Below are 19695 nucleotides of genomic sequence, written 5' to 3'. Positions count from 1 at the left end.
GGTGCATCCAGGAGGATTCGAACCTCCGACCGCTCGGTTCGTAGCCGAGTACTCTATCCAGCTGAGCTATGGATGCACAGGAATTCTTTTTTGATACCGTATGGTATGTTGTTACTACCCCACCATACTGCAAAATATGGTGCATCCAGGAGGATTCGAACCTCCGACCGCTCGGTTCGTAGCCGAGTACTCTATCCAGCTGAGCTATGGATGCAAATGGCGGTGAGGCGGGGATTCGAACCCCGGATGCAGCTTTTGACCGCATACTCCCTTAGCAGGGGAGCGCCTTCAGCCTCTCGGCCACCTCACCATACGCTTCTTTCGAATTGTGCCTAACTTGCTTTAGAGAAGCTCATCGGCACTGCGTGGCGCACATATTACTTTCTCCGACTTTTAAGTCAAACAATTTTTCCCAACTCATGCGCGTTTGCACAATTCACACCCAACATGGGCGATTTCACGGCAAAAAGGGCGTTTTATCAACAGGCAACCGCAGCGTTTGTCGCAACAAAGCAGGAAACTAACCGGGAAAATAATCACGAAAAAAAGAGGGGAGAACGAAAGAAGTGGCTAAAACGATGCAGTAGCGTCTCGTCTGGCAACGAGACGCTGCTTCGGAATCAGTAAGTCGTCTGCTGAGACTTCTCTGCCTGAATGCGCTGATAGATTTCTTCACGGTGAACCGAAACCTCTTTGGGGGCGTTCACACCAATACGCACCTGGTTGCCTTTTACCCCTAGCACAGTGACCGTAACCTCATCGCCAATCATGAGGGTTTCACCAACTCGACGAGTCAGAATTAACATTCTTTGCTCCTTGAAAGATTAAAAGAGTCGGGTCTCTCAGTTTCCCCGTCATTATCCATCATATGTGGTGAAAACGTAAGCCGCGCAATCCACAATAAGTGTAAGCAGACTTGGTCCCACCTCAGATAATGGTAAGTTTAGCCGACCTGAAAAACTTTGTTCCCGCAATTGTAACTAAATTGTGTTAGCACAGTATGAAAACGCCATAATCAACAAAGTATTATGGCGTTTGTCCGTACTATTTATTTATGTTCACAGCTTCGAGGCCACCCAGGCTTCTACGCTGTTTAACGCCGCTGGCAGGGCGTTGATATCCGTCCCCCCCGCCATCGCCATATCCGGGCGGCCACCGCCCTTGCCGCCCACCTGCTGCGCCACGTTGCCGATCAACTCGCCGGCTTTTACGCGGTCAGTCAGATCCTTGGTCACGCCTGCGACCAGGCTGACTTTGTCGTCAGCCGTCGTTGCCAACACGATAATGGCCGAACCCAATTGGTTTTTCAGGTCATCCACCATGGTGCGCAGCATTTTGGCTTCGACATTATCCAACTGGCTGACCAACAGCTTCACGCCGTTAACCACTTTCGCCTGGCTGGACAGCGACGCGCTTTCCTGCGCCGCCTGCTGATCTTTCAACTGCTGCAGTTCTTTTTCCAGCGCGCGGGTGCGATCGAGCACCGAGCGCACTTTATCGGTCAGGTTGTTGCTGTCGCCCTTGACCAACTGCGCAACGTCTTGCAACAAATCGCTTTGCTGGTGCAGCGTGGCGATAGCGCCTGCGCCGGTCACCGCTTCGATACGACGGATGCCCGCCGCAGTGCCCGACTCGCTCAGAATGCGGAACAGGCCAATATCGCCGGTGCGGCTGGCATGGGTACCGCCGCACAGTTCGGTGGAGAAGTCGCCCATGGTCAGCACGCGCACGTTGTCATCGTACTTCTCGCCGAACAGCGCCATCGCGCCCTTCTCTTTGGCATCTTCCAACGCCATCAGCTCGGTCTGTACCGGCAGGTTGCGGCGCACCTGCTGGTTCACCAGATCTTCCACCGCGCGGATTTGCTCTGGTTTCATCGCTTCGAAATGCGAGAAGTCGAAACGCAGGTATTTGTCGTTAACCAGCGAGCCTTTCTGCGCAACGTGGTCGCCCAACGTTTGGCGCAGCGCGGCGTGCAACAGGTGGGTTGCGGAGTGGTTCAGACGGATGCTGTTGCGACGCTCGGTATCGATCTGCGCGTCAACGCGATCGTTCAGCTTCAGCGAACCTTGCGCCAGCTTGCCTTGATGGCCGATAGCCTGGCCGTATTTCTGGGTGTCGTTGACCACAAATTCTGCGCCGGCGGCTTTCAGCACGCCTTTATCGCCGACCTGGCCACCGGACTCACCGTAAAATGGCGTCTCATCCAGCACCACCACAGCCTCTTCGCCGGCGCTGATCTGATCGACCGGTTGGCCGTCGCGGAACAGTGCGATGACCGTCGCCTGCTGCTCGTCGTGATCGTAGCCGCTGAACTGGCTGCTGCCGTCCACGCGGATCAGGCTGTTGTAGTCGGCACCGAAACCGCTGGACTCACGCGCGCGGCGGCGCTGCGCTTCCATCGCCTCTTCAAAGCCTGCTTCGTCGACTTTCAGACCGCGCTCGCGGCAAACGTCAGCGGTCAGATCGACCGGGAAGCCGTAGGTGTCGTACAGACGGAAAGCGGTTTCGCCGTCCAGGGTATCGCCCTGCAGCTTGGCCAGCTCTTCGTCCAGCAGCGCCAGGCCACGCTCCAGCGTGCGGGCAAACTGCTCTTCTTCGGTTTTCAGCACCTGCTCCACCAACGATTGCTGGCGTTTCAGCTCGTCGGCCGCCGGGCCCATCACTTCGATCAGCGGTGCCACCAGCTTGTAGAAGAAGGTGTCTTTCGCGCCCAACATGTTGCCATGACGGATCGCGCGACGAATGATGCGACGCAGCACGTAGCCGCGGTTTTCGTTAGACGGGATCACGCCGTCCGACACCAGGAAGGCGCAAGAACGGATGTGGTCGGCGATAACGCGCAGGGATTTGTTGTCCAGATCGGTCGCGCCGGTCACTTTCGCTACGGCGGCGATCAGGGTGCGGAACAGGTCGATCTCATAGTTGGAGTTCACATGCTGCAACACCGCCGCGATGCGCTCCAGACCCATGCCGGTATCCACCGAAGGTTTCGGCAGCGGCAGCATGGTGCCGTCGGACTGACGGTTGAACTGCATGAAAACGATGTTCCAGATCTCGATGTAACGGTCGCCGTCTTCTTCCGGGCTGCCTGGAGGGCCACCCCAGATGTGATCGCCGTGATCGTAGAAAATCTCGGTGCACGGGCCGCATGGGCCGGTGTCGCCCATCTGCCAGAAGTTATCGGAAGCGAAAGGCGCGCCCTTGTTGTCACCGATGCGGATAATGCGCTCGGCCGGAACGCCGATTTGCTTCTGCCAGATGTCGAAGGCTTCGTCATCGGTTTCATATACGGTGACCCACAGTCTTTCTTTCGGCAGGTTGAACCAGTTTTCACCGGTCAGCAGTTCCCACGCGTAGCTGATAGCGTCGTGCTTGAAGTAATCGCCGAAGCTGAAGTTGCCCAGCATTTCAAAGAAGGTGTGGTGACGAGCGGTATAACCGACGTTTTCCAGGTCGTTATGCTTGCCGCCTGCGCGCACGCAGCGCTGCGAGGTGGTGGCGCGGGAATAGGCGCGTTTGTCGAGCCCCAGGAAAACATCCTTAAATTGGTTCATGCCGGCATTGGTAAACAGCAATGTCGGATCATTGTTAGGCACCAGGGAGCTGCTTGCTACAACCTGGTGACCCTTACTATGAAAGAAATCGAGAAACGCTTGACGGATCTCAGCGGTGCTCTTGCTCATAATTTTCCTGGAAAGGCTAGAATAACGACACGTGAGCCGGCGACGCGTCATCCCGACGATGACAACCAGCTCACGAACAAAAAGTGGGGATAAGATAAATTTTCTTCAGAGGGAAGTAAAACCCCGTGTGCGCTCATTGCGCAAAATCACGGTAAATTGACTGAATTTCTTCCTGGAAGAAGCCGCGATAGAGCAGATAACGCTGCACTTTGGCTTTCTCTTTCCAGTCGGTTGGCAACACATCGCCAAATTTTCGCTGCGCCACCTGTTTAGCCTGTTCACACCAGTCGATGTCGCATTCCGCCAGCGCGTCCTGCACCAGCGCTTTATCCACGCCCTTTTGCATCAGTTCGCTGCGGATACGCTGCGCGCCATAACCCTTGCGGCTGCGGCTACCGATGTAACTGTGGGCGAAACGCCGATCGTCCAGCCAGTTATGCTGGTAACAGTAGGCGATAACCTGCTCGATCTGCGCAGGATCCACCGGCTCTTCAGCCACCGACGATGATGCCGGCGCATGTGGCCCCTTGCCACCAAAACGGGCTTTCGCCACAAACGGCTGCGCCGCAAGTTTGCGGCGCAGTTCAGCTTCACTATGATCGCGTTGCGACAGCAGGCGCATGGCGCGGCTTAGCAAATCATTCATCATTCAAGCCTGAATTTATGGGATATGCGCCACACAAGCGGCGGCGCATACCTTCAGCGATTAGAACTGCTCGCTGGTTTCCGCTTCGTCGTCTTCGAAGTCGTCACCGGAAGCGGCCACCAGTTCACCGCCGCTGTGCAGCAGCAGGTCGCGCAGCTTCTTGTCCAGCTCGGCGGCGATCGCTGGGTTTTCTTTCAGGAAGTTACAGGCGTTCGCCTTGCCCTGACCGATCTTCTCGCCGTTATAGCTGTACCAGGCGCCGGCTTTTTCGATCATCTTGTGCTTAACGCCAAGATCGACCAGCTCGCCGCGGCTGTTGATGCCTTCGCCGTACATGATTTGGAACTCAGCCTGCTTGAATGGCGCAGCGATTTTGTTCTTCACCACTTTCACGCGGGTTTCGCTGCCCACCACTTCATCGCCCTCTTTGATGGCGCCGATGCGGCGGATATCCAGACGCACCGAAGCATAGAACTTCAGGGCGTTACCGCCGGTCGTGGTTTCCGGGTTGCCGAACATCACGCCGATTTTCATACGGATCTGGTTGATGAAGATCAGCAGGGTGTTGGCGTTTTTCAGGTTGCCGGCCAGCTTACGCATCGCCTGGCTCATCATGCGCGCCGCCAGGCCCATGTGCGAATCGCCGATTTCACCTTCGATTTCCGCCTTCGGCGTCAGCGCCGCCACGGAGTCGACGATGATAACGTCAACCGCACCGGAGCGGGTCAGCGCATCACAGATTTCCAGCGCCTGCTCGCCGGTGTCCGGCTGAGAGCACAGCAGGTTGTCTATATCGACGCCCAGCTTTTTCGCATAGATAGGATCCAGCGCGTGCTCGGCGTCGATGAACGCACAGGTTTTGCCTTCGCGCTGCGCAGCGGCGATCACCTGCAGCGTCAACGTGGTTTTACCGGACGATTCCGGGCCGTAGATTTCTACGATGCGGCCCATCGGCAGGCCGCCGGCGCCCAGGGCGATATCGAGTGACAGTGAGCCGGTGGAGATCGTTTCCACGTCCATGGAGCGGTCTTCACCCAGACGCATGATGGAGCCTTTGCCGAACTGTTTCTCAATCTGGCCCAGTGCCGCAGCTAACGCCTTTTGCTTGTTCTCATCAATAGCCATTTTTGCTCCTTCGTTTCGCAATGCCGGTGTTACCCCACACTGCCACTGAATGTATGTTGTGCAGGAAATGTCACTAATTATACTGTATGGTCATACAGTATCAAGCCTAATTTACAAAAATTCGTCAATGGCGGTTTGCAGCGCGAAGATCGTCGCCTGCAGCCGCACCGCATCGCGGTCGCCCTTGAATTGCATCTTGCGCACCAGCCCCCGGCCATCGCTGTTGGCGAAGCCGAACCACACGGTGCCAACCGGCTTTTCCTCGCTGCCGCCGTCCGGGCCGGCGATGCCGCTCACCGACAGCGCCAGATCGGCCCGCGCCGCACGCAGCGCCCCTATCGCCATCTCGCGCACCACCTCTGCACTGACCGCGCCGTGCGCCGTCAACGTGGCTTCGCTCACCCCCAGCAGGTCATGCTTCGCCGCATTACTGTAGGTGACGAAACCGCGATCGAAATAGGCAGAGCTGCCGGCGATGTCGGTAATGGCCTTGGCGATACCGCCGCCGGTGCAGGATTCCGCGCAGGTGATCCAGCGGTTCTGCGCCTTCAGTTTCTCCCCCGCCAGCACGCTGAGCCGGCGCAGTTGGTTTTCACTCATAACCCCTCCTTCGCGAATTCAGGTATATGCGCCCGATAGTAGCATTTATCAAGGCGGCGCGGCGGCCGGCGCGTGGAAATGCGCAGCGCCTCGCAGGCGGTGCGGTTTTAAGCGCCCGGTCAAGCTGCTAGTATCAAAAGAAGCGCCCCATCGAGCGGCGGCGCACCAGCACAAGGAACATCACGGAGGCGGCGCGCTGCGGCGCCGGCCTCAGGGCGCACCCGAAGAGATTAGGATGATAGAGTGAAAAAAACGTTGGGCGTATTCTTGCCGTTGTACACCACCACCCTGCTGCTGCTGTTGGGCTCGGGCCTGCTCACTACCTACGTTTCGCTGCGGCTGACCTCCATCCATGTCAGCAGCGCGCTGATCGGTGCCATCATTGCCGCCAACTACATCGGATTGGTGATCGGCGGCAAGGTCGGCCACTTTCTCATCGCCCGCGTCGGGCATATCCGCGCCTACGTAGCCTGCGCCGGCATCATCACCGCCGCGGTGCTGGGGCACGGCCTGACGGAGTTCATTCCCGCCTGGGTAGCGCTGCGTCTGGTGATCGGACTGTGCATGATGTGCCAGTACATGGTGCTGGAAAGCTGGCTGAACGACCAGGCGGAATCCAACCAGCGCGGCATGGTGTTCGGTTTCTATATGGCGGCGACCTATCTCGGCATGTCGCTGGGCCAAATCGTGCTGATGCTGCAAAGCAACCTGGGTATCGCCACGCTGCTGGTGATCGCACTGTGCTTCGCGCTCTGCCTGGTGCCGATCGCCCTTACTACCCGCACCAATGCGCGCCACATGTCGCCGGCTCCGATGGAACTGCGTTACTTCGTCGGCGCCATCCCCAAAGTATTGGCCACCACGCTGGTGATCGGCATGGTGGTCGGCTCGTTTTACGGCCTGGCGCCGGTCTACGCCAGCCTGCAATCCTTAACCACTCAGCAAACCGGCCTGTTCATGGCGCTGTCCATCTTCGCCGGGCTGGTGGCACAGTTTCCGCTCAGTTGGCTGTCGGATCGCTACAACCGCCCCTTGCTGATGCGCCTCAACGCCATTTTGCTGATCGTGGCGGCGCTGCCGCTGGCGCTGCTGCCGCACATCGATTTCCCGCTGCTGCTGGCGGTCGGGTTCGTCGTCAGCATGCTGCAATTTACGCTCTACCCGCTGGCGGTGGCGCTGGCCAACGATCTGATAGAGCCGGAGCGCCGCGTCTCGCTGGCCGCCTGTCTGCTGATGGCGTTCGGCGTCGGCGCCAGCATCGGACCATTGGCGGTCGGCGCGCTGATCGAACCGCTGGGCGGCAATATCCTGTACGCCTTCTTCGCCCTGTGCGGCGTGCTGCTGGCGGCCCTCAGCCGCACGACGAAAGCAGAGGAACCGCAGCTGGCGCAGGACGCGCCGGTGCCGCACATCCCGCTGCCGGACAGCCTCGCCAGCTCGCCGCTGTCGCCGGCGCTCAACCCGACCTTCGATGAACAGATCATTCACGACACCATGCCGCCGCCGGAAGCGGCGCCCGAGGTCGACGATCCGCAGCCCGAAGAACAAGAGGCGGAGCCTTTGCCTCAGGGCGCCGATCCGGAAGAGGACACCGGCCTGAAAAAGGCGCACGCCATGCTGTAAACGGCGGCGTTACAGATCCTGGAAGGAGCCCAGCAGGAAACCGCGTTCGGCGATCGCCGCTTTCAGCGTCGGCGCGGTCAACACATCCAGCTCGACGAGACGCGGGTGGCAGTATTGGCTCTGCAGAATGGTCGCATCGAGAAACGCCGGGTGGCACATTATTTCCAATGACTCGACGCCCTGCTCGTCGGCACGCGCCAACCTCTGCAGGAACAAGGCTTCGGAGATCGCCTCACCGTAGAATCCCGCGTCAAACGCATCGGTGCTGCAGGGCATCTGCAACGTAATATCGCGCCGTTTCGCCTCTTCGCGATCGAGGCGCAGCGGCAGCCCCTGCGCCTGCGCGAACGCCTCCACCAGCGGATAAATCTGCGGCTGCATATGCACATGGTGGTGGCTATCGATATGCGTCGGCGGCCGGCCGAACAGCGTCACAAACCGCGCGAACTGGCGCTGCAGCTCCTCGTGAATTTCGTCCAGCTGCAGCTCGCCGGCCTCGGCGCGGCGCCACAGCCATTTGCCCAGTTCGCCATGTTCGTTGACCAGCGAAGGCATGGCGCCCAGCGGCTTGCCATGGGTCAAAACGAAATGCAGCCCGATCGGCAACCCCGGATATTGCCGGCTGAGCGCCGCCGCGTGCTGCGCGCCACCGCCGTTCACCATCGCCGTGGTGGAGGAAACGACGCCATGCTGATACGCCTCGATGACGCCATAGTTCTGCCCTTTGCTCAGGCCGAAATCGTCGGCATTCACGATCAGTAGTTTTTCCATAGAGGCTCCCGCGGGATAGATTTTTGGCGAGGGAAGGCCGACCGCTCGGCGCGGCATTCCCCTTCGTTAAGGTAAAAATCAAATGATTAACCGACCGGCGCCCTGAAGCTCATCGGCATATCGGCGTTGATACTGATCGGGAGCGGCCCTAAAGAGGGCCGTAACACTTTTTTCGGTAGTTACCAGGGGTCACGTCGGTGAGCCGCTTGAAGTTTTTAATGAACAGGCTGACATCGCCATAGCCGGAATCAAAAGCGATGTCGGAGACCGAATAGTTGGTGACCTCCAGCTGCGTCTTGGCGAAATTGATGCGGATCTCATTGATCACCTGCATCGGCGTCTTCTGATAGTAGCGCCGCATCGCCCGGGTCAGGTACTCCTGAGTTTTCCCCGATAGCGCCACCATGTTCGCCAACGCCTTTTCGCCGAACATCGCCTTGTCATGCATGCCGGCCAGGGTGTTCTTCAGCCACTGCGGGATATCATCGCCGCCGTCGTTTTCTTCTTTATAATGTCGGATGCGGCTGATCACGTAGAAGGTCAATGTTTCGAGGAATTCGGCGAAGTCGTCCTCGCGAAACTGCGGCGAGCTCACCACCGATTCGATATAGGCCAAAAACTCGCTTCTCAGGCTGTAGGCCTGCGAGGCGACGAAACAACGCGGCAGCTGTTGCAAGTAATGCTCTTCAAAGAACGCTTTGCTGACCGCCACGTTGAAGATTTTCGTCGCGCCGAACTCGTAAAAGCTCTGGTGGTAGGAACCGATAGGAATAAAGACGAAATCCCCCCGTTCCAGCAGCACCCGTTTGCCGTTGATCTCCTGATAGCATTTGCCGCTCAGCACGATGGTGAACTCGTAATAGTCGTGCTGATGCAGCCCGGTGGCGCTTTCCACCTTGTTGTAGATAAACAGGTGAAAATCTTTGCAGTTAAAGAAATCCTGCTCGCGAATCAGCTTCACGTCGTTTGCGCTCAGTGAAATTCGGTTATCGGACACGGCGCCGGCCTCCCGTTAGTCAAATCCGTTGCGTCTGGCCGCCTCGGCAAACCAGTAACCGCTTTTCTTGATGGTGCGCCGCTGATCCGCCCGATCCAGCCGCACCAGCCCATACCGATTCTTGTAGGCGTTCAACCAGGACCAGCAGTCGATAAAGGTCCACAGATGATAGCCCTTGCATTGCGAACCTTCCGCCAGCGCGCGGTGTAGCCACTTCAGGTGCTCGCGAATAAAGTCGATGCGGTAGTCGTCTTCCACCCGCCCATCGGCGCCGATAAACGCTTCTTCGCCCTCGACGCCCATGCCGTTTTCCGAAATATAACAAGGCAGATTGCCGTAGTTCTCTTTCAGATCCATCAGGATGTCGTACAGCCCCTTCTCATAGATCTCCCAACCGCGATGCGGATTGATTTTGCGGCCCGGCATTGCATAGTAGCTGAACAAATCCTCCGGCGATGCGATCGGCCCCGCGGCGCAACGCCCCTCTTTCGCCTGCACCCTGCGCGGCTGGTAGTAGTTGACGCCGAGGATATCCACCACGCCGCCTTCGATCAGCTGCGCGTCCTGCGGCTCGCAGTGCGGCATCAGCCCATGCTGCTCCAACAGGTGCAGCAGCGCCGTCGGATAACGTCCCTTGGCGACCGGCTCGAGAAAGCTGCGATTGAGCAGCAGATCGGCGTCGTGTGCGGCCTGCAGATCCTCCGGCGCATCGGAGCGCGGATAGGTCGGGCTCAGATTCAGAATGATGCCGATGCTCCCCGGCAACCCGCGCGCTCTGAAACGCTGCACCGCCATGGCATGCGCCAATACGCTGTGATACGCCACGGTGACCGCCCGTTTGAAGTCCACCACGCAAGGGTAGTGCAAGTCATTCAGGTAACCGGCCTCCACCGGCACGATCGGCTCGTTGAAGGTGAACCAGTGGGTAACCCGATCGCCAAACAGGCCGAAACAGGTATCGGCGTAACGCGCGTAGGCCTCGATCACCGCCCGGCTTTCCCAGCCGCCGCGCTGCTGCATGCACAGCGGCATATCGAAGTGATAGAGATTGATAAACGGGGTGATGCCCTGCGCCAGCAGCTCGTCGATCATCGCGTTGTAGAACGCCACCGCCTGCGGGTTCACCTCGCCGTCGCCGTCCGGGATCAGCCGCGACCACGAGATCGACGTTCTGAAGGTATTGTGGCCCAACGTTTTGAGCAGCCCGATGTCGGTGCGGAAATGGTCATAAAAGGTCGAGGCCTCGGCCGGCCCCACCCGATCGTGAAAGCGCTCGGGCGCGATCTCGTACCAATAGTCGAAGATGTTGCGGCTCTTGCCGTCCCGCGCGGCCGCCCCTTCAGACTGCGGCGCGGAGGTGGCGCTGCCCCACCAGAACCCGTCGGCAAATTGATATTCCATACTCGCGTCCCTCGCGGGGCGGCCGCGCCGCCCCGTTCCACAGTTAGAATTTCAGCGCGTTGGCGATGTCTTCTTCGCTTTCTGTCGCCGCATCGATCTGGCTCTGCGCCTTGTTGGAGATCGCCACGAACGGCAGGTAAATCACGGTGGCGACCGCCAGGTTGAACAGGCTCAGCAACATGGCCATGATGCTGCCGTTGGTGTTGAAGAACGCCCCCAGGCCGACCGGCATGGTCCAGGGCGCGATGTTGGTGATCGGCGGGATCAGTCCGGAGTAATAAGCCAGCGAAGTGATAATGGTCAGCACCGGCTGTACCAGAATAAACGGAATGAACATCACCGGGTTCATGATCACCGGCAGGCCGAACAGGATCGGCTCGTTGATCTGGAAAATGCCGGATGGTGTCGCCAACTTGGCGACCTGGCGGTAATCCTCGCGGCGCGAGGCGATGAAGATGGCGATGATCAGGCCCAGCGTCGAGCCGGTGCCACCGAGGTAGATATAGGAGTCGACGAACGGTTTCGCCCACATGTGGAACTCTTTACCGGCGGCCACCGCCGCTTCGACAGAACCGTATTTGTTGTACAGCTCCACGTTTTCCAGCGCGAACGGTGTCATGATGCCGCTGTCCAGCGCCGCCAGCGCCATGGAGCCGTGCACCCCAAAGAACCACAGCAGCGAAGAGAACAGCACGTACACCCAACCCACCACGCTGCCCATCTTGGCCAGCGGCGCCGAAATGCCGTCCATGATGATCTGGTGGAAGTTGGTGCCCCAATGCGCCAGCGCGAACGCCACCAGCCCCATGATGGAGAGGATGATGAAGCCGGGGATCAGCGCCGAGAAAGAGCGCGACACCGAAGCCGGCACGCTGTCCGGCAGGCTGATCACCCAGTTGCGCCGCACGATGAAAGCAAACATCTCAGCCACCGCCAACCCGATCACCATACCGGAAATGATGTTGGCGCCGCCCAGCCAGTTGGCGCCCACCGCATAGGCCTCGCCGACGTTGAACGGCGTGACGGTCATGAAGGCCGCCACCGCCAGCAGTGCCGAGGCCAGCGGATCGACCTTGCGCTCTTCGGCCAACGCCATGCTGATAAAGAACGGCGTCATCAGGGACATGATCCCCAGCGTACCGTTGTAAACGCTGCCGCCGATGCTCTTCAGGCCGTTAAGCGTCTCGATGGTGGAGGCGTCCAACCTCACGCCCAACGAATAGAAGAACGATCCCTCACCGAAGCTGAGGAACACGTTGTTGATCAACACGAACATCGCCCCGGTCAAGGTCAGCGGCATCAGGCGGATAAAGCCGTTCTTGATGGCGTTGACGTGGGGCTGCTTACCGATTTTTACGGCGAAAGGCAGGATAACCTTCTCGAGCGAGGCAATGAGGGTATTCACGGCGGCCTCCTGTTATTGGTTGGCTTTCTTGATGGCGGCCACCGCGGCCTTCAGTACGCCCAGCCCATCGACCTTGCCGTACAGCAGCGGATCGATGACTTCCACAGGTTTGTTGGGCAGCTGTTTTTGCACTTCCGGCAAGGTGTAGGCGATCTGCGGCCCCAGCAGGATCAGATCCGCTTCAACGCCCTTCTCGGCGGCCAGCGCTTCCGGGTAAGCGGCGATGATCACCGGCACTTCATATTTCTCGGCCTGCGCCTTCATTTTTGATACCAACAGGGAAGTGGACATACCGGCAGAACAAAACAGATAGATTTTTTTCTTTTCCATACCAAGCACCTCAGATAATCAAAAAAACCCCGTGTTATTTGTATGCCAGATGCAATCACGATTGCTTCACGCACATTCCTTATGAAAATTTCCGTCACGTTGCCCTGGTTACGGACAGTATACGGAGCATGAAAAACGGATCGGTAAGCCAGGAGGTAACATAACCGTCTCTCATTGACCTGGCGGATTGACCCTCTTCACATTTCGCACAAAAAAATAGTGTGACCGGGCTCTCAAATAACCGATAAAAACTCAGAATATTCGCAATAAATACTCAAATAGCAATTATAAACAGCCAGTTATGAACGCGCTGAGAATTTAAGGGTTTATTTGAGCCGGAACAAATGGAGAGGATATAAAAATAGTTCAGGCTTGATTCCCCCCTGCCATCCCGCACGCGGTGGCGTGGGGAGGATTACGTGGGCAGACGCAGCAACTCGATCACCGTGGTCAACGCCACGGGGTGATTTCTACGATTGGGATAATAGAGGTAAAAACCGGGAAACGGCGCGCACCAGTCGGCCAACACTCGCCGCAGCCGCCCGCTCGCCAGGTGTTCTTCCACCTCCTGCTCGATGGCGAAAGCGATGCCGACGTGCGCCAACGCCGCCTGCAGCAACAGTCTGGCGTCATCCACGATCAGCGGGCTGTTGACCGCCACGGAAAATCGCTGCTCGCCCTGCTGAAACGCCCATTTGTAGCGCTCGCCCGAAGAGGCCTTGCGCCAACCGATGCAGCGATGCTGCAGCAAATCCTGCGGGTGCGCCGGTTCGCCATGCCGTTGAAAATAGTCCGGCGTGGCGACGATGGCAAAACGCAGATCTGGCGTCACGCGCACCGCGCGCATATCGTTGTGCAGATCCTCACCGAGTCGGATACCGGCATCAAAGCCTTGTTCAACGATGTTGGCGAACCCTTCGTCCGCCACCACTTCCAGCGTAATGCCTGGGTACTCGCTGGCCAAGCGCCCCAGATGCGGCACGATGGCGAGCTCGATGGCCGAACGCGGCGCGTTGATGCGCACCAGGCCGCGCGGCCCGTCGCGAAACGCATTCAGGCTCTCCAGCGCGGCGTCGATATCGGTAAAGGCCGGCACCAGCTGCGCCAACAGATGCTCGCCGGCCTCCGTCGGCGAGACGTTGCGGGTGGTGCGGTTCAGCAGGCGAATGCCCACCTGCGCCTCCAGCTCGCGCAAGGTGTGGGTCAGCGTCGGCGGCGTTACGCCCAGCCGAGCGGCGGCGCGGCGGAAGCTGCGTTCACTGGCGATAGCCACGAAGGCCGCCAGACCGGACAGTTCGGGTTTCTTCATGCTATTGATATAAATTATCTAATAGTGAGATGAATTTTTAGCGGATAGTTATCCGTCACCTAACAACATAGCATTGCGATCGAACCCATTACCAGGTATCGATGCGATGATTAATGCTACAGCTCCAACTCATGAAACGCCGCGCAGGCTGGCGGGTAAAGTCGTACTGGTGAGCGGCGGCGGCACCGGCATCGGCCGCGCCGCAGCGCTGGCCTATGCCCGCGAGGGCGCCAAAGTGGCGTTGGCCGGCCGGCGCGCGGCGGAGATCGAAGCCACGGCGCGCGATATCGCGTTGGCCGGCGGCGACGCCCTGCCCATCGTGACCGACGTCGCCCAGGAGGGTGATATCCGCCGGCTGCTCGCCGCGGTGACCGCCCATTACGGCCGACTCGACGTCGCCTTCAACAACGCCGGCATCATCGGCAACTTCGCCCCCATCACCGAACAGACCAGCGAAGATTTTGACCGGGTTATCGCCATTAACCTCAGAGGCGTCTGGCTGGCGATGAAATACGAGATTGAAACCTTCCTGGCTCAACGCTCGGGCGGCGTGATCATCAACACCTCCTCCTGGCTGACCCACGGCGCACTGGCCGGTTCATCCAGCTACTCCGCCAGCAAAGGGGCGCTCGATGCGATGATCCGCGCAGTGGCGCTCGAATACAGCGGCCAGGGCATCCGCGTCAACAACATCAACCCCGGCATCATCGACACGCCGATGGCGCGCAGCAGCGTGGCCGACAGCGCGGCGTTCGCGCCCTTTATCGCCCATACGCCCGCCGGCCGCCTGGGCGAATCGGAAGATATCGGCGATGTGGCACTGTGGCTGGCGACGGACGAGGCCCGCTTCATCACCGGCCAAAGCCTGCTGGTGGACGGCGGTTACACCATCGCCGGCATGCGCTGAGGAGGCGACGCCATGAACTACGTTCAGCTTGGCGACAGCGGCCTGAAGGTGTCCCGCCTCTGCCTGGGCTGCATGACCTACGGCGATCCGGCCTGGCGCCCCTGGGTGCTGAAGGAAGACGAGGCGCGCCCCTTTATCCGCGAAGCGCTGGAAGCGGGCATCAATTTCTTCGATACCGCCAACATTTACTCCGGCGGAGAAAGCGAGCGTCTCCTCGGTCGCGCACTGAAAGCGTTCGCCCGTCGTGAAGACGTGGTGATCGCCACCAAGGCCTACTTCCCGATGAATGCGCAGCCGAACAGCCGCGGGCTGTCGCGCAAGCACCTGCTGCACAGCGTCGACGCCTCTTTGCAGAGATTGGGAACGGATTACCTCGATCTGTTCGTGCTGCACCGCTTCGACACCGAAACGCCGATCGAAGAAACCGCCGACACCCTCGACGCCCTGGTGCAAGCGGGCAAGATCCGCTATCTCGGCGCGTCTTCACTGCACGCCTGGCGCCTGATGAAAATGCTGGCCTTTCAACGTCAGCACCGCCTGGCGCCGTTTATTTCGCTGCAGAGCCAATACAACCTGGTGACGCGTGAAGACGAAGAAGAGCTGATCCCGCTGTGTTTGGAAGAGGGGCTCGGCCTGACGCCCTGGTCGCCGCTGGCGCGCGGCGTGCTGGCCGGTTCAGGCATGGCCGGCACGCTGCGCGCCGCCACCGACGAACAGGCACCTCGTTGGTACGGCGGCAGAGACGAAGTTGAGCGTACCGTCGCTGCGGTAGCGGAGGTGGCCGCCGCGCACGGCGTTCCTCCGGCACAGATCGCGCTGGCCTGGCTGTTGGCCAAACCCGGCGTGGCGTCACCGCTGGTGGGCATGTCCAAGCCGCATCATCTGCAGGATGCCCTGGCAGCGCTCACCCTCAGGCTATCGCCGGAAGACGTGGCCGCGCTGGAGGCGCCTATCGCGCGCGTTGCCCGCCCCGAGCGCTGGTAGCCCATTTGCCTTCATTGCAGGAGAGAAGACATGTCATACGCTGTTACCGTGCGAGCGGTGTTGTTCACCCTCGCTACCACACTTCCCCTTAGCGTTCCGGCACAGGCCGCCATCAGCGCAGCCTGCGCCGCAAGCAGCATGACGCTGCCGCCCGGCGCGCTTTACCCCAACGGCATCGCCCGCGCGGCGGACGGCACCCTGTATGTCGGCTTTGTCACCAGCGGCAATGTGCTGCGCAAACGGCCGGGTAAAGCGTGGGAAACCTTTTTCCCCGGCGCTGACACGGTGTTCGCCTCAAACGCGCTGAGGCTGGACGAAAAACGCGGGCTGCTGTGGGGCAATTCGCCGGACTTCCTCTCCGGCGGCAAAGCGCGAGCCAACCGCATCTACGCGCTGAACGTCGCGGATGGCACGCTTGACCGCAGCCTGGCGCTGCCGGCGGGCGAAATGGGCAACGATATCGTGCTCGGCGCAGACGGTACGGTGTACGTGACGGAAACCCGCGGCGGCGGCATCCTGCGCCTGCGGCCAGGCGAGACGGCATTCAGTACGCTGTTTCAGGATCCGCAGTTAGCGGCCCCCAGCGGGCTGGGCGCCGCCGGGATCGTGCTGCTCGACGATCGGCTGATGGCAGTCGCCAATTTCGGTACCGGTAAGCTCTACACCCTCAGCTATAACGATCCCCAGCCGCAGCTGACGGAAATGCAGCTGCCGCGCCTCATCGAAAACCCTGACGGAATGGGGTTGGCACCGGACGGCGCGCTGATCGTGCTGGAAAACGCGATCCAGAGCGGCCACGGGCGGATCCTGCGGATCGCGTTGCCGAAGGCGGCAGGCATGCACCAGCTTGAGGTCTTGCGCGAAGGCATGGAATCGCCGGTCAACCTGACTATCACCCCGCAAGGCTGCGCCTTCGTCAGCGAGTCGCGCATCCGCCACCGCCTGCTGCCCGGCCATGAAACTGACGTGCCCGACAGCTTCCGCCTCTATCAACTGCGCTTGCCTCTCACCGCTGCGCAATAAACTCTGCGCCGCCTCTGCGGGCGGCGACTTGTGTTGTTGCCCGCAGACGAACGACAATCTCGCTTCGTTACCAACCCGCCTTGCGCAGCGCTTCCCATTTTTACCTGTGACAGCCGATTGCCCGCTGGGCTAGTATAAGCGTCTGTGCAAACCTTGGGTTTGAACACGCCGTTTGGCGTTTTGATGACTTGATTTGCGCCGCCCGCCAAAGCGCTGAATGGGGCGACGCCTGCTGAAACAATGTGATAGCGAATGACGACAATGAAAATCACAGTGACCTTTACATTCAATGGATTGGAAAAATAATCGTATGAATAGCACCGATAAACTCGATTCGCACACGCCGATGATGCAGCAATACCTGCGCCTCAAGGCCCAGCATCCTGAAATCCTGCTGTTCTACCGCATGGGTGACTTCTACGAGCTGTTTTACGACGACGCCAAGCGCGCTTCCCAACTGCTGGATATCTCGCTGACCAAACGCGGCGCCTCGGCGGGCGAGCCGATCCCGATGGCCGGCGTGCCGCACCACGCGGTGGAGAACTATCTGGCCAAGCTGGTGCAGCTCGGCGAATCCGTCGCCATCTGCGAACAGATCGGCGATCCGGCCACCAGCAAAGGGCCGGTCGAGCGCAAAGTTGTGCGCATCGTCACCCCAGGCACCATCACCGACGAAGCGCTGCTGCAAGAACGCCAGGACAACCTGCTGGCGGCGATCTGGCAAGACGCGCGCGGCTTCGGTTACGCCACCCTGGACGTCAGCTCCGGCCGCTTCCGCGTCGCCGAGCCGCAGGATCTGGAAACCATGGCCGCCGAGCTGCAGCGCACCAATCCGGCCGAGCTGCTCTACCCGGAAACCTTCGAACAAATGGCGCTGATCGAACAGCGCCACGGCCTGCGCCGCCGCCCGCTGTGGGAATTCGAACTGGAGACCGCACGCCAGCAGCTCAACCTGCAGTTCGGCACCCGCGATCTGACCGGCTTTGGCGTCGAGCAGGCGCACCAGGCGCTGCGTGCCGCAGGCTGTCTGCTGCAGTACGTCAAAGATACCCAACGCACTTCGCTGCCGCACATTCGCGGCATCACCATGGAGCGCCAGCAGGACGGCATCATCATGGACGCCGCCACCCGCCGCAATCTGGAGCTGACGCAGAGCCTGTCCGGCGGCAGCGACAACACGCTGGCGGCGATCCTCGATCGCACAGTGACGCCAATGGGCAGCCGCATGCTGAAACGCTGGCTGCACATGCCAACCCGCGACATCAAGGTCCTGACTGCCCGCCAGCAGGCGATCGGCGCATTGCAGGAACTGTTCGCGGATCTGCAGCCTTCGCTGCGTCAGGTGGGCGATCAGGAACGTATTTTGGCGCGTCTGGCGCTGCGCACCGCCCGTCCGCGCGATCTGGCGCGCATGCGCCATGCTTTCCAACAGTTGCCGGACATCCGCGCGCTGCTGCAAGACGTAGAGACGCCGCACGTGCAGCAGCTACTGTCGCAGGTGGGCCAGTTCGACGAACTGCGCGAATTGTTGGAACGCGCGGTCATTGAATCACCGCCGGTGCTGGTGCGCGACGGCGGCGTGATCGCCCCCGGCTACAACAGCGAGTTGGACGAGTGGCGCGCGCTGGCGGACGGCGCCAGCGACTACCTCGACCGGCTGGAGATCCGCGAGCGTGAAAAGCTGGGGCTGGATACGCTCAAGGTCGGCTTCAACGGCGTACACGGCTACTACATTCAGGTCAGCCGCGGCCAAAGCCACCTGGTGCCGATCCACTATGTGCGCCGCCAGACGCTGAAAAATGCCGAGCGCTACATCATCCCGGAACTGAAAGAGTATGAAGACAAAGTGCTCACCTCCAAGGGTAAGGCACTGGCGATCGAGAAAAGCCTGTACGACGAGCTGTTCGACCTGCTGCTGCCGCACCTGGCGGAACTGCAACAAAGCGCCGCCGCACTGGCCGAGCTGGACGTGCTGGCCAACCTGGCCGAGCGCGCCGATACCCTGAACTACGCCTGCCCGACCATGAGCGAGCAGCCGGGGATCCGCATCACCGAAGGCCGCCACCCGGTGGTGGAGCAGGTGCTGAGCGAGCCGTTTATCTCCAACCCGCTCACCCTGTCGCCACAGCGTCGCATGCTGATCATCACCGGCCCAAACATGGGCGGTAAAAGTACCTATATGCGGCAAACGGCGCTGATCGTGCTGATGGCGCACATCGGCAGCTATGTGCCGGCTACCAAGGCCACCATCGGCCCGGTGGATCGCATCTTCACCCGCGTCGGCGCGGCGGACGATCTGGCTTCCGGCCGCTCCACCTTCATGGTGGAGATGACTGAAACCGCCAACATCCTGCACAACGCCACCGAGCACAGCCTGGTGTTGATGGATGAGATAGGCCGCGGTACCTCCACCTACGACGGCCTGTCGCTGGCCTGGGCCTGCGCCGAGAACCTGGCTAACCGCATCAAGGCAATGACGCTGTTCGCCACCCACTACTTCGAGCTGACGACCCTGCCGGAGAAAATGGAAGGCGTGGTCAACGTGCATCTGGACGCGCTTGAACACGGCGACACCATCGCCTTCATGCACACCGTGCAGGACGGCGCCGCCAGCAAAAGCTATGGCCTGGCGGTCGCCGCGCTGGCCGGCGTGCCGCGCGACGTCATCAAGCGCGCCCGCCAGAAGCTGCGCGAACTGGAGTCTATCTCCAGCCACACCGCATCGGGCAGTGTCGATGCCACCCAGATGACGCTGCTGCAGGAAGAGACTTCGCCGGCGGTAGAAGCACTGGAGGCGCTGGATCCGGATTCCCTGTCGCCGCGTCAGGCGCTGGAATGGCTCTATCGGCTGAAAAATATGGTGTAGTTGAGGCGATAAACGCAGGCAT

Annotated in this window: 16 protein-coding genes and 3 tRNA genes; 5 read left to right on the top strand and 14 right to left on the bottom strand. The window is 60.1% G+C overall.

Annotated elements, in window-relative coordinates; translation table 11 throughout:
• Window positions 1–2: 2 nt before the first annotated feature.
• The 8 genes from ACRAWE_RS20580 to pncC form a co-directional block, all read right to left on the bottom strand.
• Window positions 3–76, bottom strand: a tRNA-Arg gene (locus ACRAWE_RS20580).
• Between the two features lie 61 nt (window positions 77–137).
• Window positions 138–214, bottom strand: a tRNA-Arg gene (locus tag ACRAWE_RS20575).
• Between the two features lie 3 nt (window positions 215–217).
• A tRNA-Ser gene (locus tag ACRAWE_RS20570) sits at window positions 218–310 on the bottom strand.
• Window positions 311–620: 310 nt separating this feature from the next.
• Window positions 621–806: a carbon storage regulator CsrA gene (gene csrA / locus ACRAWE_RS20565; RefSeq protein ID WP_004091602.1), complete on the bottom strand. Its 186-nt coding sequence runs from the start codon at window positions 804–806 to the stop codon at window positions 621–623.
• A 252-nt stretch (window positions 807–1058) separates the two neighbouring features.
• On the bottom strand, window positions 1059–3686 hold the full coding sequence (gene alaS, locus ACRAWE_RS20560) for an alanine--tRNA ligase (RefSeq protein ID WP_025159655.1): 2628 nt from the start codon (window positions 3684–3686) through the stop codon (window positions 1059–1061).
• A 133-nt stretch (window positions 3687–3819) separates the two neighbouring features.
• Window positions 3820–4332, bottom strand: a complete 513-nt coding sequence (recX, locus tag ACRAWE_RS20555; protein ID WP_432525829.1) for a recombination regulator RecX — start codon at window positions 4330–4332, stop codon at window positions 3820–3822.
• Between the two features lie 60 nt (window positions 4333–4392).
• Window positions 4393–5457, bottom strand: a complete 1065-nt coding sequence (gene recA, locus ACRAWE_RS20550; RefSeq protein WP_004932541.1) for a recombinase RecA — start codon at window positions 5455–5457, stop codon at window positions 4393–4395.
• Between the two features lie 111 nt (window positions 5458–5568).
• Complete coding sequence (pncC, locus tag ACRAWE_RS20545) at window positions 5569–6057, bottom strand: nicotinamide-nucleotide amidase (protein WP_019455129.1); 489 nt, start codon at window positions 6055–6057, stop codon at window positions 5569–5571.
• A gap of 243 nt (window positions 6058–6300) precedes the next feature.
• Here pncC and ACRAWE_RS20540 point away from each other — a divergent pair, with 243 nt between their 5' ends.
• A complete protein-coding gene (locus ACRAWE_RS20540) occupies window positions 6301–7680 on the top strand; it encodes an MFS transporter (RefSeq protein WP_211129783.1) in 1380 nt (459 codons plus the stop codon).
• A gap of 9 nt (window positions 7681–7689) precedes the next feature.
• Here the strand turns inward: ACRAWE_RS20540 and chbG are convergent, their stop codons facing one another.
• From chbG to ACRAWE_RS20510, 6 genes are all read right to left on the bottom strand, one after another.
• Entirely contained in the window at window positions 7690–8451 is a 762-nt protein-coding gene (chbG, locus tag ACRAWE_RS20535; protein WP_154747087.1) for a chitin disaccharide deacetylase, read from the bottom strand.
• 148 nt (window positions 8452–8599) lie between these two features.
• Window positions 8600–9448, bottom strand: a complete 849-nt coding sequence (gene chbR / locus ACRAWE_RS20530) for a transcriptional regulator ChbR (protein WP_025159654.1) — start codon at window positions 9446–9448, stop codon at window positions 8600–8602.
• Between the two features lie 15 nt (window positions 9449–9463).
• Window positions 9464–10849: a glycoside hydrolase family 1 protein gene (locus tag ACRAWE_RS20525; RefSeq protein WP_432525828.1), complete on the bottom strand. Its 1386-nt coding sequence runs from the start codon at window positions 10847–10849 to the stop codon at window positions 9464–9466.
• 43 nt (window positions 10850–10892) lie between these two features.
• On the bottom strand, window positions 10893–12254 hold the full coding sequence (gene chbC, locus ACRAWE_RS20520; RefSeq protein WP_063918187.1) for a PTS N,N'-diacetylchitobiose transporter subunit IIC: 1362 nt from the start codon (window positions 12252–12254) through the stop codon (window positions 10893–10895).
• Window positions 12255–12266: 12 nt separating this feature from the next.
• Window positions 12267–12584, bottom strand: a complete 318-nt coding sequence (locus ACRAWE_RS20515) for a PTS sugar transporter subunit IIB (protein WP_004932561.1) — start codon at window positions 12582–12584, stop codon at window positions 12267–12269.
• 415 nt (window positions 12585–12999) lie between these two features.
• Window positions 13000–13893 carry a LysR family transcriptional regulator gene (locus ACRAWE_RS20510; protein ID WP_154747089.1) on the bottom strand — a complete coding sequence of 298 codons (894 nt, stop codon included), beginning with the start codon at window positions 13891–13893 and terminating at the stop codon, window positions 13000–13002.
• Window positions 13894–13999: 106 nt separating this feature from the next.
• Between ACRAWE_RS20510 and ACRAWE_RS20505 the strand changes: the two genes are divergently transcribed.
• The 4 genes from ACRAWE_RS20505 to mutS all read left to right on the top strand — a co-directional run bounded on the left by ACRAWE_RS20505 (window position 14000) and on the right by mutS (window position 19673).
• Window positions 14000–14800: an SDR family NAD(P)-dependent oxidoreductase gene (locus tag ACRAWE_RS20505; protein WP_195934008.1), complete on the top strand. Its 801-nt coding sequence runs from the start codon at window positions 14000–14002 to the stop codon at window positions 14798–14800.
• Between the two features lie 12 nt (window positions 14801–14812).
• Window positions 14813–15784 carry an aldo/keto reductase gene (locus ACRAWE_RS20500; RefSeq protein WP_432525827.1) on the top strand — a complete coding sequence of 324 codons (972 nt, stop codon included), beginning with the start codon at window positions 14813–14815 and terminating at the stop codon, window positions 15782–15784.
• A 30-nt stretch (window positions 15785–15814) separates the two neighbouring features.
• Window positions 15815–16807 carry a Vgb family protein gene (locus tag ACRAWE_RS20495; protein WP_432525826.1) on the top strand — a complete coding sequence of 331 codons (993 nt, stop codon included), beginning with the start codon at window positions 15815–15817 and terminating at the stop codon, window positions 16805–16807.
• Window positions 16808–17117: 310 nt separating this feature from the next.
• Entirely contained in the window at window positions 17118–19673 is a 2556-nt protein-coding gene (gene mutS / locus ACRAWE_RS20490; RefSeq protein WP_432525825.1) for a DNA mismatch repair protein MutS, read from the top strand.
• Window positions 19674–19695 lie beyond the last annotated feature (22 nt).

Source organism: Serratia sp. BFP-2025, assembly GCF_050880365.1.
Classification (GTDB): domain Bacteria; phylum Pseudomonadota; class Gammaproteobacteria; order Enterobacterales; family Enterobacteriaceae; genus Serratia; species Serratia surfactantfaciens.
This window is presented reverse-complemented; position numbering and strand designations above follow the sequence as displayed.

What these genes read in the sequence shown, in the direction of transcription:
- ACRAWE_RS20515 (WP_004932561.1), bottom strand. Translation starts at nt 12,584, where the DNA reads ATGGAAAAGAAAAAAATCTATCTGTTTTGTTCTGCCGGTATGTCCACT.
- pncC (WP_019455129.1), bottom strand. Translation starts at nt 6,057, where the DNA reads ATGAGTGAAAACCAACTGCGCCGGCTCAGCGTGCTGGCGGGGGAGAAA.
- alaS (WP_025159655.1), bottom strand. Translation starts at nt 3,686, where the DNA reads ATGAGCAAGAGCACCGCTGAGATCCGTCAAGCGTTTCTCGATTTCTTT.
- chbG (WP_154747087.1), bottom strand. Translation starts at nt 8,451, where the DNA reads ATGGAAAAACTACTGATCGTGAATGCCGACGATTTCGGCCTGAGCAAA.
- recA (WP_004932541.1), bottom strand. Translation starts at nt 5,457, where the DNA reads ATGGCTATTGATGAGAACAAGCAAAAGGCGTTAGCTGCGGCACTGGGC.
- ACRAWE_RS20525 (WP_432525828.1), bottom strand. Translation starts at nt 10,849, where the DNA reads ATGGAATATCAATTTGCCGACGGGTTCTGGTGGGGCAGCGCCACCTCC.
- mutS (WP_432525825.1), top strand. Translation starts at nt 17,118, where the DNA reads ATGAATAGCACCGATAAACTCGATTCGCACACGCCGATGATGCAGCAA.
- recX (WP_432525829.1), bottom strand. Translation starts at nt 4,332, where the DNA reads ATGAATGATTTGCTAAGCCGCGCCATGCGCCTGCTGTCGCAACGCGAT.
- ACRAWE_RS20510 (WP_154747089.1), bottom strand. Translation starts at nt 13,893, where the DNA reads ATGAAGAAACCCGAACTGTCCGGTCTGGCGGCCTTCGTGGCTATCGCC.
- ACRAWE_RS20500 (WP_432525827.1), top strand. Translation starts at nt 14,813, where the DNA reads ATGAACTACGTTCAGCTTGGCGACAGCGGCCTGAAGGTGTCCCGCCTC.
- csrA (WP_004091602.1), bottom strand. Translation starts at nt 806, where the DNA reads ATGTTAATTCTGACTCGTCGAGTTGGTGAAACCCTCATGATTGGCGAT.
- ACRAWE_RS20495 (WP_432525826.1), top strand. Translation starts at nt 15,815, where the DNA reads ATGTCATACGCTGTTACCGTGCGAGCGGTGTTGTTCACCCTCGCTACC.
- ACRAWE_RS20505 (WP_195934008.1), top strand. Translation starts at nt 14,000, where the DNA reads ATGATTAATGCTACAGCTCCAACTCATGAAACGCCGCGCAGGCTGGCG.